Source organism: Streptomyces sp. NPDC096311 (assembly GCF_044763085.1).
GTDB lineage: Bacteria > Actinomycetota > Actinomycetes > Streptomycetales > Streptomycetaceae > Streptomyces.
In genome coordinates this window covers 1-17,117 of sequence record NZ_JBIWFN010000005.1, presented here as the reverse complement: position 1 = coordinate 17,117, position 17,117 = coordinate 1, and the positions used below count along the sequence as shown (strand labels likewise).

Below are 17,117 nucleotides of genomic sequence, written 5' to 3'. Positions count from 1 at the left end.
TTTGGACAGGCCGCCTCGCTACCCCCGAACCGCATAAGGGATGCGGTGTGTTGCTTCTGACCTGCTGGTTTACCCGGCGGCTGGCACGTTCCTGGCACACGTCTCGCCGTCACGAGGCGGAGCCTGATGCCTGCGACCGCATCGCTCTCGGTGCCCTACTCGACGTCGGGGTCTGGGACGAGTTCGTCCGGCTCCAGCGAGAAGAACACGACACGGGCGCCCTGGGGAGCGCCGTACTCCTTGACCGTCTTGTTGAAGAGGTGGTTGTAGAGCTGCTGGCGGCTGGCACCGGGGAGTGGCCCGCAGTCACCGTCGGCGGTTTCCATGTGCCAGACGCGGCTCCCCCGCCAGGCGATGGTGATGATCCAGTGCCAGCGCTTCCGTACGAACGCCTGCGGTGTCATGCCCGGGTGGGGCCTTTCGTGCCTGATGCCGACCCGGGCTTGGGGCTCTCGCCCCCGGGATTCGCGAAGATCCGGCGGAGCGCCTCGACGAGCTCGTCACTCGGCTCCGGGGCTTCCTTCACCCGGGCGTGGATCTCGGCGACCACGTCGGGGCCGAGGATCGCAAGTCGCTCCTCGCGGGTCACGCGGCACGGTGCCGGGTACGAGACGACCGGCTCCGGCGAGCGGCCCGAGACCCGGCACCGGCTCGACGCGGCGTCCGTCGCGTTCGCCTCATGCCAGGCCTGGCACTTCGCGAGGTCGTAGCGGCGCCCCTGGCCGGCGAATGGCTCGTCGGGCATTCCGGCCTTGCGCCACCGGTCGATCTGCCCGGTGGAGACGCCGTAGTACGTCTCGATCTCGCGCTGGGTGAGCAGAGGGACGAGGTTCGCCGGGAGGGGGACGCGGCGTTCAGTCTTCGTGCGTCGGACGGGATCGCTCATGCCTCATAGCTGTCCGGACACTGGCCATGCTGCCCCGCCTGATGGTGTTGTTTGCTCGCGCGGATGGCTCACCGCGTGGCCGCTCGCAGGTAGCAACTTCGTTGTCACGGCTCGATCATGAACAGGATGGCCAATGACACCCCAGCCCCCACGAGAAGGGCTGTTCCAGTCGGGAGCCAGACCCAGGCGATCGCTGCGCCAACAGCGAAGATCACGGAGTGCAGGATGGTCGTCGGCAACGGTTCTTGGCGGAACTTTTCCACCGCGTTCGTGGACCATCCAACGACTGCTCCGATGACCAGGGCCGCGACGCACCCAAGTACCACGAGCACCAATATGACGCCGAGGACATCGGATAAGGTGTCTCGTCCGCTTGGACTGAGCGTTGCGAGAAAAGCTGTCCCCATGCCGACAGGGTAGGAGCCAGAGCAGGGGCCTGTTGGGTGTTGCCCGAACCGTTGCTGCCAGGCACGAGCGACGTGTATGCACACCACCCAGGAACCCCTCAAGATGCGCCGTCGGCTATCTCGAAGCCTTCCTCATCAGGCGGGAGTTCGAGCAGGTAGCCGCGGTTCTCCGCCTGAGGCAGGCGGCGCAAGGGGAACTCCAGACAACCGCCGAAGCCGAGCGGACCCCGCTGGGTGCTCATCGCCCAGACACTGCACACGTTCGTCGGCAGACTCACCGAAGACAACGCGCAGGACTTCCTGAAAATCCTGCGCAGCGCGATGAGCACGCTCGGGCACCGGCAGCTGGCCGAGGAGATCGCCGCCACCGAGGAAGCGGAGTGAGCCTCAGCGTGCTGCGCTGGCTGCTGGCCCCGCGCACGAGCCAGTTCGCCCGCCGCATCCGCAAGAATGGGAACCACGAAATGTCCTCGGATACCGCCTGGCGGGTGGCCCGGTTACGGCTGCACCCTGACGAGGTGCCCTACCGCAATCATGGGCACAGCCCGCCGTCTTGACCATCGCCGGTTGCCGGTTATATGACTCCTGAACCGGACGCCGCGGCACGCTTTGGGGGTTCAGGCTGGCAGCCAGGGGTCCGTGACGTGGTGGATGCTTAACCCCTTCGCGGCCAAGGCCTTGGTGTAGGGCTCGGCCCGCTCCCGCAGGGCGGCCAGGGCAAGAAGGTGAGTGGGGCGAGTGGCTCCGACGAAGATGAGTTGTGCCGCGCGGCGGATGGTGGGGGAAGCGCGAGTGATGTCACCGGCACCGGCCAGCAGTGCCAGTGCTTCGGTGACGTCGTGCTTCTTTCCCGTTCTGTCCAGGCACTCAAGGACCAAGGTGGCGGCGTGTGTTTCGCCCTTGGCGCTTTGAATGGTGCCGACCACGGAGGTCACGGTGCCGGACTCGCTGATGAGGTGACGTACCGCCGGGTTCTCGGCGGGCAGGTAGGCCATCGGTTCTTGCAGTGCGGCGTGGTCTTCCCACGGTGCTTGAGTGAGTTCGGGCAGTACCTCAAGCAGTTGCCGGGTCAGCCGTTGCCATCGGGGCTCGTCGTCCAGCGCATCGGTCAGCAGCGAGTTCAGCAACGCTCGGGTCCGTCCGCCCGCTGTGCTGGGGTCACGGTCGAGACGGGCAAGTGGGGGGAGACCTTCTGGGGCGCAAGGCCGGACGGCGCCTCGCACCGTGTTCCAGAGCTGCTGGACGGCCGCATGGCTGTCACCCTGCCGCCGCTGCTCCTGTGCGGTGCGGGCCGACGTGATGAGGAGGCCGCGAGTCTCGCCGCGGCCGGGGAGCTGAAAGCCGGGGATGTAACAGGCAAGGGATTGGGGAAACTTGGCGGAGCTGCCCGGGTGTCGTCGGGCGCCCAGCACCCTGCAGGGATTGTGCTGGAGCACGTTCTGCGGGACCAGAGAGCTGACCAGGCGCTCGAAGACGGGCACCACCTGGTCGACGGAGTCTTCGTCGAAGAGCAACAGGGCGATGCTGCCCTCGGGCCCCGTGCCTTCGATGCGCTGTGGACGGTGGACGGTGAGGTCGCTGGCCAGTGCGGCGATCTTGCTTCCAAATCTCCGGCTGACGGGGAGTTCGGCTGACATGGGCAGGGGGAAGGCGGAGGGGCTGGTCTGGGTGTCTCCGCGGTCGTCGAAGATGCGCTGGTTGATGTCTCCGACGCGCTGGACGACGGTGTGTCCGTCGGTGAAGATCTTGTCCAGCAGGCGTTGCTGCATGGCGCTGGTGTCCTGCATCTCGTCCAGCAGGACGAAGGGAAAGCGCATGGCCGTGGCTTCGGCCAGGGTCGGGGTCCGCAGTAGGTGGCGCTCCGCGACCGCGAACATGTCGTCGTAGCGGAAGACGCCGGCTCGGGCGAGTCGGCGTTTGAGGTGGTCGAATTGTTTCCCGCTGTTGGTGTCGGCGGAGAAGGGAAGCGGCCGTGTGGTGACCACGGCCAGTTGGCTGCCTTCGCAGACGAAGCGGGCCTCGCAGATGAGTTGGTGGCCGTCTCGCTGGCGCTCCAATGTGCCCTTGAGGACTCGGTAGCGGGGGCGTTCCAGCAGCCGGAGTGCTGCTGCCGCGTAGGCCTCGTCGTCCACCGTCTGGATCTCGACGTTCATGGAGCGCAGGGCGGGCAGCGCGAGGAAGGTGTTGACGAAGGACTGGATTGTGCCGATGAAGTGCGGGTAGTGCAGCAGACTACGGTCGGCCGGTACCGCGTCCAGGCGGGCGGTGATCTCGTCCTTGGCCGTGTTGGTGTGGGAGATGACGCACACGCCGCGCGTCGCTGACCTCCATCCCTGGGCCAGGAGCGCCAGTTTGAGGCCCACGAGGCTGGTCTTCCCCGAGCCGGGTGCGGCCTGGAGGTCCAGGGAGATCATCTGCTGGATGAAGTCCCATTGTTCGTGGTGCGGGAGGTCGAGTCCAAGGAGCGCGGCGGCTGCCTCGATCCGGTCCTTCGCGAAGGAGGCGGGGTCGTACGGAATTGTCATGTCACGCCCCGCTGCAGAGGTGGCTGAAGGCATCGCGCAGGTAGAGCGGCAGATCGTCGTCCGTCAGCGTGCCGTTCTTCAGCAGGCGGGCCGCGTGCTGGGCGGCGATGGCCTTGCTCGCGTTTTTCATGCGCAGGGGCCGGTAGACGCGCAAGCCGACCTCGGGCAGCAGAACGCCTTCCGCTTTCCAGGCCTTGACCTCGTCTTTTGCTCGTCGCTCGGTCTCGTCCAGCTTGTCTGCGGAGGGCCATGACCGCTCGGAGATGCGGGCGCACTGGATCGCCTGGTGCATGACGGTGGCCAGTGGCCAGGATGCGGCCGCCAGGTCGTACTCCAAGGTCCAGTGGTCGGAGACATAGGTCTGCACGTTGCCGCCGTCCCCCGCCTTCAAGAGCGTGAGGTGCGCTGCGATCTCCACTGGGGTCAACTCGGCCGAGCTGCGCAGCTCGCCGCGCATGTCCTTCGGGGTGTCCTTCGGGACCAGATCCCGGTCACGGATGCGGGCGACGGCGACCGGGATCTGTTCGCCGCTGCGCTGGAAGATGCGGCTGTAGCGGAACAGACCCGTATGTCCGACGTTGACCACGCTGACGCCGGCTCGGCTGAAGGATCGGCCGGTTGCCTGGGCGAGAGCCGGCAGCAGCAGAGCTTCCGCATCCCCCTCCACGATGGCGACGGCGCGGGCGAAGAACAGGTTCGCCTTGGTCACGTCGAGGAAGCGGGAGAGGAAGGCGTAGTCCCCGGCCTCCAGCTGGGTGCAGTCGGGAGCCAGACTGAAGGATTTTCCGCGCGCCACGAGGGTGAGGTGCTGGACCGGTACGGCACAGGCGAGATGGGGGCTGTGGGTGCTGAGGATGACCTGTACCCGCGGGCTGGATTCCTCAGCGCGTTCTTGCAAGAGTTCCATCACCCGGCTTTGGAGCTGGGGATGGAGATGGGCCTCGGGTTCTTCGATCAGCAGCAGGGGCGCGGTCTCGCTGTTGCCGAGCAGCAGCAGCTCGGCCGCCATGAACAGGGCGTTGTTGTATCCGAGTCCTCGCTTGGTCCACTCCTCCGCTCCGCCCGCTCCTGTGGACAGTTTCAGTTCCAGCCGCTCCAGGGCCCGGGGGAGGGTGGCATCGCCAGCAACTCCGATCTCGCCGCGCAGCATGTCGGAGCCGATCGAAAACTTCTCCAGGTAGTCGGTGTTGATGGCGTCGCGCGCCTCCGCCACGGCGGTGTTGGCGCTGATGTGGTGTTCGGCCCTGCTGAGGATGCCCACCAGCGTCGTCGCGGTGTCGTTGTCCGCGTCGAAGTCGTTTTCGGTCTGCTTGGCGATGGCGGGATAGCTGGCGAGGATGTGCGACAGCCGTGATCCGCGACCGGATCGCAGCTCGGCCTCGGCGTCGCGGAGGGGTCTGAGATAGGTGGCCTTGAGCAGTTCCCGGGCCGCGCCGTCGAGCGCAGGCCCCTTGCCGTCGGGACCGGTCCGCGTGGTGACCGATACTCGGCTCGGCCGCAGCGGATCCATCAACTGCGCCTTCAGGGTGACGTAGAGCGCCGTCTCCCCACTTTCCTCGGTGGTGACCAACTCCAGGAACGTTCCCTGCTCCTGCACAGTGAGACCCCGGAACGCGCACGTGATGGAGAACGTGTCCGCCCGTCCGTTGCCTGCCGCGTGGAAATCGTCCTTGGTGATGCGGTAGAAGTCAGCCGCCGTCGTCAGCAGGCACAGCCGGATCGCGTCGACGATCGCGGTCTTCCCGCTGTCGTTCTCCCCCACCAGCACGCTGATGCCCGGGCCGAAGTCGATCCGCAGCGACTCGTCGTCGTCTCCCCGCCGCTGCGGCGCCGAGCCGAAGATCCGAAAATTCTCGGCCCGCACATGCGCCAGGTACACCGAAGCCCTCCCCCGGACAAGCCCGTACCCCTGCACAGCACAGGCGACAACAGCCGCCTCAAGTGCCCCACCCATTGCGGCTCGTGGCGTAAGCATACGAGAGTCACGTACACCCCAAAGAGGAAAACGCGCTTGCTGACGCGCGAGGGCGCCCGCGCGATCACGGGCGGGCGTCTGCGAGGGCCCAAGGGAGAGGTCCGGAAGGGTGGCCTGGTCAGATGCCGGGTCCCGCGTAGGCGTCACATGTGGCGGGAGTGCCGAGCGTGTTGAGGGTGGACTCGACGCGGATCTTCCCGGACGGGGGTACGAGGTCGGGGTATTCGGAGGATCCGCCGGTGACGTTGCGCTTCGCGTCGTAGCAGATGATCCCCACGCGTGCGTCTTTCAGCGGCGTCGTGGTCGGGTTGCTGACCTCGAAGGTGCCGGTCGTATTGCCGTACTCGCCCTTGCTGACGTGGACGGCGCTGGTCGGGATCTTGGGGAACGGCTTGGTGGAGAAGGTTCCCTCGTCTTCGACGAGGAGCGTGGCCTTGACCTTCGCAGCCTTCTCATTCGGCTTGACGTCGACCTGGGTCCCGACGACGAGCAACTGGTCAGGCCGACTGAAGTTTTCAACCTGGCTTTCACTGCCGATGATCTTGTTGTTCGCGTCGAGGATGTTGAACTGTACGGTGACGGTCTGACCGACATGTGGGGAGGTGTTGCGGACGAGGGAAGTAACCCACACGTACTCGTCTTGCTGACCGAAGCCGCTGGCGACGAGCTGACCGGACGGCTTGGCCGAAGGCGAGCTTGTCGTCTTTGCGGGGCCGCCCGTGGCCTGCTCGACCACGTCGGGGTCTTTACCGCTGGCGCAGCCAGTCAGGGCCAGGGCGCTCATCGCGGTAGCCAGGATCGCTGCGGTTCGGAAGTTCATGGGGCGCCTCAATTGTCGGGAAGGCTGCTGTGCGCTGGCCGTTGGTGATGGGCGTTTCCATTGTCGGAGCCGCCCAGGCGGCGCCTTTGGGGACTCCCCCTCGCCTTGCGACGGCAGAGTAAAGGTTGCCCGTCCTGTCAGGTCGTGCCATTCGCTGCCAGCAGCGAACAGCACGGGACCCAGTGAGCGCGCGCGGTCTGGATGTACCTGTCACCCATCTGTGGAGCATATCCTGCGACTTGTCGGTGATTTTCGGGGCGTCCGCATCGGCGCGGTCTCACTGCCGCTCGCGTCGTAGTCGACGGTGAGGGCGGTGCCGCCGGGCAGTACCTCCTGAACGAGCTACCCGCCGCCGTCGATATACCGGTGAAGCTCAGCCACGTCGGCCAGAAAATGGACCTCTGGGTGAAGATCGCCGGCGTCAAGATCGCCTTCCTCGTCAAGGTGAAGAGCATCACCTCCAACGGCTGGAGATTCGAAACCCGTTGGGGTCACCCGGACTACCCCGGCGACGCAGAGCGTAGGGGCGGCTGGAGACGATGGCGGCGACGTTACGGCTGCGGACGAAGTTCTCCAGGAGTGTCAGAGCCGGACGGGCGCTGCCCTCGTCGGTCCACTCGTCCAGACCGTCGACGACGAGCAGCAGTCGGTCATCGGCCAGGACCCGCACCACCAGATGGTGCAGGTGCTGCGCAGAGTAGCGGGTGAGCCAGGCCCGGAGAGCGGAATCCACCGACCGCTCGGTATCCCCCTTGAGGTATTCGCACAAAAACGAGAACGGCAACCACACCGGCAGATGCGAGCCGAACTTCGCGGCCAGCGCTGCCGAACGGGGCCCGTCGTCCAGAAGGTCGGACACCACGAAGCGCAGCAGACTCGACTTTCCCGCCCTCGGCTCGCCGACAACGATGGAAAGATCACCGTCGGACAGCCACTCGTCGCAGGCGCTGCGGGTCACCTCCAGGCCGCCCAGTTCGTCCTCTGCCCGACCGCGCGCCAGCAGGCGGTCCACGGCGGGAACGGCGTCACGGTGGGACCAGTGAGCGTGCACGCCGACGACCTGTTCCATCCCCGCCGTTCCTGCCGCACCTGGGCCGGTCGCGCTGGGCAAACCATGCCCGTCTCGGCGCTCGTCCGCCAGGGCCCGCTCACCCGCAGTGCCCGGCTGGCCGCCGAGGAACTCACCGCCGCTGTCGGTGATGTCCAGCAGCACGTATTCAAGCGGCTTGAGCGGGTGTGGACACGGGCGGAGCCAGCAGGACCGCCCCTGCGATCCCGAATCAGGGTTCTGACCGACGAGCCCAAGAACGGGGTTTTAGCGTGTACGGGGCGATGTGGGCGGCGGCGCTCGTCTCGGCCGCGTTCACCGCGCCCACGGTCCGCCATGCACTGGACACGGCATTGACCGTCGTTCCCGCGAGCAGCCGCCTCGCCCGCACCGTACGCCGGGTGCTCACGCTGCACGAGACCCGGATGACCTGGGAGGACACGCTCACCACGGTGTCCGAGGAAACCGCGGGGCTCGGCTGGATCCACACGATCCCGAACGCCGCCGTCCTCACGGCCGGGCTGCTCTACGGCGACGGCGACTTCACCCGGACCATCACGCTGACCGTCCGCGGCGGTCTGGACACCGATTCGAACGGCGCGACGGCGGGCTCGGTGGCCGGGGTCCTGTGCGGGGCCGGGGCCATTCCCGCGCAGTGGAAGGACCCGCTGGAGGACACCGTACGCAGCGCGGTGTTCGGCTTCGACGGCGTACGGATCAGTGAGCTCGCCGCGCGGACGCTCGCGCTGACGGAGACGGAGGGCGAGGCCCAGGGCGCGTCCGGTACCGGTCCCGACGCCCAGGACCTGTCCTAGGACCTGTCCGGCCGGACAGGTCCCAGCCGACGGATGTCGGGGCCGCGGAGGTCCGAAACGCCCATGGCGCCGTCGGCGACCTCGAAGTCTCGTACGTACGCTTCAGGGATGACCACTCCAGACTTCGCCACGTACATCGCGGGCCTCCCCCGTGTCCTCGCCGGTGCCGCCGCGCTCTTCCGCGACGGTGACGGCCGGGTCCTGCTCGTCGAGCCGAACTACCGTGAGGGCTGGGCCCTTCCGGGTGGCACCGTCGAGTCGGACGACGGGGAGACCCCGCGCCAGGGCGCGCGCCGCGAGACCGCCGAGGAGATCGGACTCGACGTCGCACTCGGCCCGCTCCTCGCGGTCGACTGGGTGCACGGGACCGCGCGGCCCCCGCTGGTCGCCTACCTGTACGACGGCGGAGTCCTCGGCGAGCGGGAACTCAAGGCGATCCGGTTGCAGGAGGAGGAACTGCTGTCGTGGCGGCTGGTGCCACGGGAGGAGCTGGCCGAGTATCTGCCGGGCGCACTCGGCCGCCGGGTCCTCGTCGCGCTGGACGTCGTGACGGAGGGCGGCGGAACCGCGGAGCTGGAGAACGGCCACCGGGTGGAGTAGCCGCCCATCGGCTACGGCGAATTCGTCAACTTCACTACCTTCTCGGGGCATTGATCGGCACAATGCCCGTGTGCCGCACTACGACTACATGGAGTTCGCCCTCGACGACGGGGCCCACGTCCGGCTCGAACTCGCGGCCGCGGGGGAGGCGTCGGCGGCCCCGGCCGTCGACACCGATCTGCCGGGCGGCATTTCCGGGGTGGTCCCGGTCGGGCGAGGCGCGCGGGTCGCGTCGCTGGCGACGGACGGTCTGCGCAGTGTGCTGAGCCCGCTGGGGCCCGTACTGCAGCAGGTGCACGACGCGATCCGCGGGATACCCGACCCGCCGCACGAGATCTCCGTCGACTTCGGCATCCAGATCGGACAGGACCTGAAGATCGGCATCGTCGGGGCCAACGGCCAGGCCAGCATGACCATTTCGGCCACCTGGCAGCTGCCCCGCCGGACGGAGCCGTGACCTGGTTCGGATCGCCGCACGATCCGTCGTCCGGCGACGCCCGCGGCGCGCTGGTGCGCGTCCTGTCCAGCGATCGCGGCAAAACCGCGGGAGCGGGTGTCTACCTCTCCGGCCGCAGGCTGCTGACCTGCGCGCATGTCATCAACCTGGCGCTCGGGCTGCGGGGCCTCAGCCCGCACCACCCGGGGGAGGTCACCCTCGACGTGTCCTTCCCCGTGCTGTCCGCCGCGGATCTGCACCAGGCCCGGCTGGTCGCCTGGATACCACCGCGGTCTCCGCAGTACGGGCCGGTCGCCGACGGCTCACTGGAGTGGGACGGCGATCTGGCCGTCCTCGAACTCGACGAGGCACCGCCCCCGCCCGTGAGCCCGGTGCGCTGGCTGGAGATGGAGCACGGCCAGCAGGTGCGGGCCTGGTACGGCGGCGGGCAGCCGTTCTCGTACGCCGACGTACGGGTGGGGGCGTACGACGGCCGGATCTGCTATCTCGACGGACAGCTGTCGGGCGCGGCGGTCGACGAGGGCTACAGCGGCGGGCCCCTCTGGTCGGTGACCGACCGGGCGGCCGTCGGTCTGGTCATGGGGCGGATCACCGCACCCGACGGGGCACTCGCGGCCCAGCACACGCTGCGGCGCAGCTGGGGGCTCGGCTGGCAGTCGGTCCTGCGGGAGCTGGCCCGGGTCGGGGCGGCACCCGAGCATGTCAACGGCAGCCGGGAGCGGTCGGCGGCGATCCTCGCCGAGGCCGAGTCGGTGCGCGACATGATGGTCGGCCCGCTGCACAGCCTGCTGGGCGACCCGCGGGCGCGCGCCGACCACGCCGGCGTGCTCGCCGCCCAGCTCGCGCTGCGGGCCCCGGGCGACGGGAGCGCGCCGACCGTGGAGGAGCTCGCCCATCTGCTCAGCGGCACGGAGCGGGCGCTGCCCACGCTCGCCGAGTCGCTCGCGCCCAAGGTGGCGGACGATCCGCGCGGCCGGGCCGAGCTCGACCGGCTGCTCGCCCTGGGCCGCCTGACGGAGGCCGCGCGGCTGCTGTCGGTGGCCGAACACCGGGCGCTGGTGGTCAAGTTGGAGCATCTCACCGAGCACGATCCGGGCCTGCTGCCGCGGGCCGCGACCGCCGCACTGCCCTACGTGGACCTGCCGCGTTCGCTGCAGGCGGCCCGCCTGGCACCGTCCGCCGTGCCCGCGGTCGTCCACGAACTGGAGGGCTGGTACGGGGACGGGTCGCCCGTGCCCGACGAGTCGCCCCGGCTGCCCGCGCTGCTGCGGGTGGTCGAGTACGTGGCGGCGGAGACGTCCGGCGAGCTGGCCCGGCAGGCGCTGCGGGAGTGGAGCGCCCGGGTCGCCGCCCGCCTGGGCATTCACTCCTCGGCGCTGCAGGAGCGACGCGGGGATGCGGACCGCTGGTCCCGGCGGTCCGTGCCGGCCGGTGTAAGGGTCCTGGTGGAACTGGACCGGTACGCCAAGGATCCGGCCGACCACTACCGCTGCTCGGTGTGGCGGCTGCGCCCCGACGGCACCCCGGCGCGCGCCGCCTCGGAGTCCGACCGGCCGCGCACCGGACGGGAGATCGCCCGGCTGATCCGGGAGGTGGCCGGGGGCGCGGAGGGTGCCGGGGACGGGGTCGTGCTGGTCGCCGTGTCGGTGCCGCCGGACGCGCTGGAGCTCGCGCTCGACGAGTGGGACGGGGCGGGCGCCGAGGAGTACATCTCCGCGCGGCTCGGTGAGGACTTCCACCTCGTGCTGCGCTGCCCGAAGATCCGGCGGCGCTCACGCACCGGACCCGCCGATCTCAAGCGGCGCTGGAACGCCCGTCACCAGAGCGACACCCTTCTCGCGGACCACAGGATCGGCGGCCGGGCGGGACTCATCGGGCTGCTGAAGACAACCCATCGGGACACCGCGCGCGTCCTTGTACACGGAAGCACCGAGCACCGCGGCGAGTTGCTGCCCGTGTGCCTGGTGATGGGGGTGCCGGTCGTGCTCTGGGACCGGGCCGCCCCCGGTCCGGACGACTGCGCCCCGCTCGACGCCCTGGCACCGCACGGTCCCATGGACGGACTCCCGGAGCGCGTACGGCACTTCAGGGTCCGCGCCTACGCGGACCGTGCGGTGCCCGCGCGTCCCGCCCTGGTGTGGGAGGACATCGAGCTGCCGCTGCCCGACGAACTCCAGCTCGCCGACCCTTCGGAAGGAACGGAGCGGACAGGATGACCCAACAGACGCAGGACGGGTGGCGGCTGTTCCGCGGGGACCGCGTGGCCCGTGAGGTGGAGTTCCCCGAGGCGCCGCCCTGGCGGCAGTTCGGCGACGGATCGGGCGGCCGCACACGGCACCGTCCGTATCTGATCGGGCGCACGGAGGCGGACGTGGTCAGCGCCGCCCTCCATCTGCGCCGGCCGCTGCTCGTCACCGGGCACCCGGGCACCGGCAAGTCATCGCTGGCGCACGCCATCGCGCACGAGCTGTCCCTCGGACCGGTGCTCCAATGGCCCGTCAACAGCCGCTCCGTCCTCAAGGACGCCCTGTACGGCTACGACGCGATCGGCAGGCTGCGCGAGACGCATCTGCGCCAGGAACGCGGGGACCCCGAGCCCGACATCGGCACCTATGTGCGGCTCGGACCGCTCGGTACCGCCCTGGTGCCACGCGACCGGCCGCGGCTGCTGCTCGTGGACGAGCTCGACAAGGGCGACGTCGACCTCCCGAACGATCTGCTGACCGTGTTCGAGGAGGGCGAGTTCGAGATACCCGAGCTGTCCCGGCTGCCGGAGACCCAGTCCGAGGTGCCGGTGCTGACCCATGGCTCGGGCGGCGAGCGGGTCACCGTGACGCGCGGGGTGGTGCGCTGCCGGGAGTTCCCCGTCGTGGTGATCACCAGCAACGGCGAACGGGACTTCCCGCCGGCCTTCATGCGCCGCTGCGTACGGCTCGATCTGCCGGACCCGGACGAGGCCCGGCTGCGGGACATCGTCGCCGCGCACCTCGGTGAGGACGCGCTGTCCGACGTGGACGACCTGCTGCACACCTTCCTCAACCGCCGGGCCCCGGGCGAACTCGCCACCGACCAGCTGCTCAACGCCGTGTTCCTGCGCAAGGGCGGAGTCGATCTGGACGCCGAAGGGCTGCTGGACGCCGTACTCCACCGCCTGGGCGGGATGGTCTAGCGTGCGCGGGGGCGACGGGAGCGACGGGAGCGACCCGCGTGACACCGGCGGCGGCCCGGACGTTCCGGGTGCCCCGCCGATCCTGCCCCCGTTGAGCAAACTCGGCCGGCTGGCCGGGCACGAGCTGTCGATCCATGAACTGCTCGACACCCTGTGGCTGGCGACGCGGCTTCCCCCGGGAGCCGCGGCGCCGCTCGCGAGCGCGCTGGCCGCGGACGCCGTACCGCCTCCGGGCGCCGGCGCGGGCGACGCCGAGCGCTCCGCGGCCGGCCCCGCCCCGGCCGGGCTCGACTCCCCCGCGCCCGCCACGCCGTCCCCACCACCACCTCCCGCCCAGCTGCTGGGCGCACTGCACGCGGCTGCGGCGGCGCGCAGCGCACCCGAGTTCGCGGACCTCACCGCGCCGGGGCTGCGCGGCGCGCCCGGCGAGGGCGCACTGCCCGTACGGGTCCCCGAGGAGAAGGCGCTCGGGTCGGACGAGCTGCGCCTCAGTCGTGCGCTCCGACTGCTGAAACAGCCTCAGCCCGGGCCGTTGAAGCGGGAGTTCGACGAGGAGGCCACCGCTGCCGCCATGGCCGAGACGGGGCTGCCCGATGTGGTGACCCGCCCCGCCCGGCAGCGCTGGCTCGACCTCACCCTCCTCATCGACGACGGCATCTCGATGCTGCTGTGGCGGCGGCTGGCGATGGAACTGCGCGCCCTGCTGGAACGCCTGGGCGCCTTTCGCGACATCCGCGTGCACGGCCTGGACACCCGGTCGGCGGGGGCGCCGCTGCTGCGCTCCCGCCCCTTCGACCCGCATGCCCCGCTGCTCTCCCCCGCATCGGTCGCCGACCCCTCGGGCGGCACGCTGGTGCTGGTGATCAGCGACGGCGTCGGCGCCTGCTGGCGGGACGGGCGACTGCACGCGGCGCTGGAACGCTGGGCGCACCAGGGGCCGACGGCGATCATGCACGCACTGCCCTCCCACATGTGGGACGGGTCGGGCATCCGCTCGGAACCGTGGCTGGTGACGACTCGGCGGCGCGGCGCTGCGAACGACACCTGGGAGGTGGCCGACCCGCTGCTGCCACCGGGGCTCGGTGACGAGTTCCCCGGGGTCCCCGTCCCCGTTCTGGAGCCGTATCCCCCGGCGGTCGCGGCGTGGGCGCGGCTGGTGGCCTCGCCGGGCGGCAGCGCGGAGCTGCCCCTGCTGGCGCCGCTGCAGGCGAAGGCGCCACGGGCCGGGGCCGACACCCGGGGCGGTGGCGCGGCGGACGCCGTGCTCAGGTTCCGGGACGCCGCGTCGCCGGGGGCCTACCGGCTGGCCGCTCATCTCGCGGCGGTGTCCCCGCTGACGGTACCCGTGATGCGGCTGGTGCAGGCGGCCGTGCCGTGGCGGGCCGACACCGCGCATCTGGCCGAGGTGTTCCTCGGCGGTCTGATGCGCCAGGTGGAGCCGGTCGACGAGCGGCTGCCGGCCCAGCACCGCCGGTTCGGTTTCGCCGGCGAGGCCCAGGAGATCCTGCTCGACACCGCGTCCCCGATCGATCTGCTGCGCACCACCCGGGCGGTCACCGCGCGGCTGCGCACCCTGGTGGGCCGCTCCCCCGACTTCCCCGCATGGCTCGCCCACCCCTCCGGGACGGGTGAACTCCTGCCCGGGACCCGGCCGTTCGCCTGGCTGGAGGACCGTCTCCTCACCCACCTGGGTGCCAAACCGATGATGCCGACGCCACCGCGCACCACCGAGTACGAGGAGGTGCGGCTGCCGTCCGGCCTGGACGCGGCCCCGTCGTGGCTGCCGCTGCGGCTGCAGGACCTGCACACCCTGGGCCCGTACTCGCTGCTGCAACGCGACAGCACAGGCGGCAAGCCCACCGCGTACATCGGGGAGGACGAGGACGGGCAGCGGGTGCTGCTGCGGGTGTCGTACTCCTTCGACTCGCCCGTGGCGCAGGAGTTGCTCGACGTGGAACGCCGGGCGCTGCGCCGCATGGACGGGATGTACGCGCCCGCCGTGGTCCGCAGCGACCTGGAGGGCCCCACGCCGTGGCTGGCGCTGCGTCTGGACACGCTGAGCAGTGGACTGCCCGCGCCCACCCTGCGTGCCGTGCTCGACGCGGCCGGGGCGCTGCCCGGGACCCCGCTGTTCACCTGGCTGGGCTGGAACCTGGCGCGGGCGCTGACCCGCTGCCACCACAAGGGCATCGTGCACGGCGCGCTGACCCCGGGCACCGTGCTGGTCACGGAGTCGACGCTGCACCTCATCGGCTGGACGTCGGCGCGCATCGACGGCGCGTGGAGCGCGTCGACACCGTCCACCCCGGCCAACTCCCCCTACCGGGCGCCCGAGGTGACGTATTGGGGCGAGTCCCGGATCACGGCGGGCGACGTGTACGCCCTCGGTTCCATCCTGTTGCAGGCCGCGACCGGCCGGCCGTGGCGCTGGTACGAGAACGACGCGCTGCGCAGGAGTCCGCAGCTCGCGCAACTCGACGAGACGATCCCGGAGTTGCTGCTGCGCTGTGTCGAGCCCGAGCCCGCGGGGCGGCCGACCGCCCGCGAGGTGGCGGACGCCTTCGGAGCGCTGCTGCCGGGCGGGGTGGAGTGGGAGGACGTGGAGGGCGGCTCGGGCGGGGACGACGACAGCCCCGCCGTCGAGCCGGAGACGGCGGCCGACGAGCAGGACGACCACGAGGAGTGGATGCGCACCATCCGGACCCCTTTGCCGGAGCCCCTGCGGATCGCGCTCGTGGGAGTCAAGGACGGGGTCGGCTGCACCACGACCACGATGGTGCTGGGGGCCGTACTCGCCGACCAGCGGCAGGAGCGGGTGCTCGCCATCGACGCCGACCGCCACACGGGCAGCCAGGTCCGGATCGGCGGTCGGGTCTTCCGCAACACCCTGGCCAGCCTGTCCGACCTGGCCGAGTCGCTACGCGACGTGCGGCACTTCGAGGATCTCCAGCTGTTCCTGTCCCCGCACCGGTCGGGGCTCCAGGTGCTCGCCAACGACTCCGTCTCTCGCATCGCGTCGGTCGGCCAGTTCACGGACTACGACTTCCACCGGGTGGCCCGCACCACCCAGGAGTACTTCGACCTCACCCTGGTCGACTCCGACAAGTTCATGCCCACGGTGCTCAGGACGGCCGACCGCGTGGTCATCGTCTCGCGGGCCGACCCCGCCGGTCTGACCCAGGCGCAGCAGGCCATGGACCGTCTTGTCACCCTCGACCTGCCGGACCTGGTCCGCGAGGCCGTCGTCGTCCTCAACCACAGCCGCCCCGCGGCCGGCTGGACGCTCGACGCCGCCAGTATCCGCGGCCTGAGCTCCCGCTGCCGGGGCGTCGTCATGGTCCCCCGGGACGGCCACCTCACCATGGGCAGCACCGTCGAACTCTCCTGGCTGACCCCCGAGGCCTACAAGGCGTACCTGCGCCTCGCCGCCCTCCTGTTGGGCCCCCGCCCGATCTTCCCCTGACCCCGGCCGGCACCCCCGCGTACACCCGCACGAATTCCGTTCGCCGTCGCGCGTCGCGCGACCTACCCTCGGCACCATGACCAAGCCCCTCGTTGCCCTGCTCAGTGGCGCCGGTATCTCCACGGATTCCGGGATCCCCGACTACCGGGGTCCGAACGGGCTGTGGCGGCGGGATCCGGAGGCCGAGAAGCTCGTGACGTACGACTTCTACATGGGTGATCCGGAGATCCGGCGGCGGTCGTGGCAGATGCGGCGCAAGAACCGGACGCTGAAGGCGGAGCCGAACGCGGCGCACCGGGCGGTGGCCGAGCTGGAGCGGTCAGGGGTGCCGGTGCGGGTGATCACGCAGAACGTGGACGGGTTGCACCAGCTCGCCGGGATGCCGGCCCGCAAGGTGATCGAGCTGCACGGCACCGCGCGTGCCGTGGTGTGCACCACGTGTCACGCCAAGGGGCCGATGGAGGACGCACTCGCGCGGGTCGAGGCGGGCGAGGAAGACCCGCCGTGCCTGGAGTGCGGCGGGATCCTGAAGTCGGCGACGGTGATGTTCGGGCAGCGGCTCGACCCGGTGGTGCTCGGCGAGGCGATGGCGATCACCAAGGCGTGCCAGGTGTTCATCGCGGTCGGCAGCAGCCTTCAGGTGCAGCCCGCCGCCGGGCTCGCGGGCCTCGCCGCCGACCACGGGGCGCGGCTGATCATCGTCAACGCCGAGCCCACGCCGTACGACGACCGGGCCGACGAGGTCGTACGGGAGCCGATCGGAACCGCCCTGCCGAAGCTGCTGCGCACCCTGGGCGAAGAGAGCTAGGGGCACGGAGAGCCGGCGGCGCAGAGAGCGAAGAGAGCCGGCGAAGTGGGCTAGTAGGACTCCGTTAGGTTGCTCTGGCTCTGAGGTTCTGGCTGGTGGGGGATGTTCTGGGCAGGGGGCGGTGGCAGGTGGTGCAGGTGCCGG

General features: G+C 70.3%; 15 protein-coding genes and 1 pseudogene. 8 read left to right on the top strand and 8 right to left on the bottom strand.

The genetic code is table 11. The features are described 5' to 3' along the window. Window positions 1–155 precede the first annotated feature (155 nt). From ACIRA5_RS14310 to ACIRA5_RS14295, 4 genes are all read right to left on the bottom strand, one after another. On the bottom strand, window positions 156–404 hold the full coding sequence (locus ACIRA5_RS14310) for a hypothetical protein (protein WP_403690747.1): 249 nt from the start codon (window positions 402–404) through the stop codon (window positions 156–158). Further along, on the bottom strand, window positions 401–886 hold the full coding sequence (locus tag ACIRA5_RS14305) for a hypothetical protein (RefSeq protein ID WP_403690746.1): 486 nt from the start codon (window positions 884–886) through the stop codon (window positions 401–403). Before ACIRA5_RS14305 ends, ACIRA5_RS14310 begins: the two co-directional genes overlap by 4 nt. 104 nt (window positions 887–990) lie before the next feature. Then, a complete protein-coding gene (locus ACIRA5_RS14300) occupies window positions 991–1,293 on the bottom strand; it encodes a hypothetical protein (protein ID WP_403690745.1) in 303 nt (100 codons plus the stop codon). A gap of 98 nt (window positions 1,294–1,391) precedes the next feature. Beyond that, window positions 1,392–1,535, bottom strand: a complete 144-nt coding sequence (locus ACIRA5_RS14295) for a hypothetical protein (RefSeq protein ID WP_403690744.1) — start codon at window positions 1,533–1,535, stop codon at window positions 1,392–1,394. On the opposite strand from ACIRA5_RS14295, the gene ACIRA5_RS14290 reads away from it, so the two are divergent. Further along, the gene (locus ACIRA5_RS14290; RefSeq protein WP_403690742.1) at window positions 1,528–1,677 is read left to right on the top strand and encodes a hypothetical protein; all 150 of its coding nucleotides are present in this window, start codon (window positions 1,528–1,530) and stop codon (window positions 1,675–1,677) included. The two genes, ACIRA5_RS14295 and ACIRA5_RS14290, sit on opposite strands and share 8 nt — an antisense overlap. A 233-nt stretch (window positions 1,678–1,910) precedes the next feature. Here ACIRA5_RS14290 and ACIRA5_RS14285 read toward each other — a convergent pair whose 3' ends face one another. The 4 genes from ACIRA5_RS14285 to ACIRA5_RS14270 all read right to left on the bottom strand — a co-directional run bounded on the left by ACIRA5_RS14285 (window position 1,911) and on the right by ACIRA5_RS14270 (window position 7,826). After that, entirely contained in the window at window positions 1,911–3,818 is a 1,908-nt protein-coding gene (locus tag ACIRA5_RS14285) for a UvrD-helicase domain-containing protein (RefSeq protein ID WP_403690741.1), read from the bottom strand. Window position 3,819: 1 nt separating this feature from the next. Then, window positions 3,820–5,697, bottom strand: a complete 1,878-nt coding sequence (locus ACIRA5_RS14280; protein ID WP_403690740.1) for an ATP-dependent nuclease — start codon at window positions 5,695–5,697, stop codon at window positions 3,820–3,822. Between the two features lie 214 nt (window positions 5,698–5,911). Then, the gene (locus ACIRA5_RS14275; RefSeq protein ID WP_403690739.1) at window positions 5,912–6,577 is read right to left on the bottom strand and encodes a hypothetical protein; all 666 of its coding nucleotides are present in this window, start codon (window positions 6,575–6,577) and stop codon (window positions 5,912–5,914) included. A 490-nt stretch (window positions 6,578–7,067) separates the two neighbouring features. Continuing rightward, window positions 7,068–7,826, bottom strand: coding sequence for an NACHT domain-containing protein (locus ACIRA5_RS14270; protein ID WP_403690738.1), 759 nt, complete (start codon window positions 7,824–7,826; stop codon window positions 7,068–7,070). Between the two features lie 98 nt (window positions 7,827–7,924). Between ACIRA5_RS14270 and ACIRA5_RS14265 the strand changes: the two are divergent. The 7 genes and pseudogenes from ACIRA5_RS14265 to ACIRA5_RS14235 all read left to right on the top strand — a co-directional run. Then, window positions 7,925–8,476 (top strand): annotated as a pseudogene (locus ACIRA5_RS14265) (ADP-ribosylglycohydrolase family protein); the annotation flags it as partial. Between the two features lie 108 nt (window positions 8,477–8,584). Next, window positions 8,585–9,076, top strand: a complete 492-nt coding sequence (locus tag ACIRA5_RS14260) for an NUDIX domain-containing protein (RefSeq protein ID WP_403690737.1) — start codon at window positions 8,585–8,587, stop codon at window positions 9,074–9,076. Window positions 9,077–9,146: 70 nt separating this feature from the next. Further along, complete coding sequence (locus tag ACIRA5_RS14255; RefSeq protein WP_403690736.1) at window positions 9,147–9,533, top strand: CU044_2847 family protein; 387 nt, start codon at window positions 9,147–9,149, stop codon at window positions 9,531–9,533. Beyond that, on the top strand, window positions 9,530–11,749 hold the full coding sequence (locus ACIRA5_RS14250; RefSeq protein ID WP_403690734.1) for a trypsin-like peptidase domain-containing protein: 2,220 nt from the start codon (window positions 9,530–9,532) through the stop codon (window positions 11,747–11,749). The genes ACIRA5_RS14255 and ACIRA5_RS14250 overlap by 4 nt, the downstream gene beginning before the upstream one ends. After that, entirely contained in the window at window positions 11,746–12,702 is a 957-nt protein-coding gene (locus tag ACIRA5_RS14245; RefSeq protein ID WP_403690733.1) for an AAA family ATPase, read from the top strand. Before ACIRA5_RS14250 ends, ACIRA5_RS14245 begins: the two co-directional genes overlap by 4 nt. A gap of 91 nt (window positions 12,703–12,793) precedes the next feature. Next, a complete protein-coding gene (locus ACIRA5_RS14240; protein WP_403690731.1) occupies window positions 12,794–16,165 on the top strand; it encodes an SAV_2336 N-terminal domain-related protein in 3,372 nt (1,123 codons plus the stop codon). A gap of 76 nt (window positions 16,166–16,241) precedes the next feature. Beyond that, the gene (locus ACIRA5_RS14235) at window positions 16,242–16,973 is read left to right on the top strand and encodes an SIR2 family NAD-dependent protein deacylase (protein WP_403690729.1); all 732 of its coding nucleotides are present in this window, start codon (window positions 16,242–16,244) and stop codon (window positions 16,971–16,973) included. Window positions 16,974–17,117 lie beyond the last annotated feature (144 nt).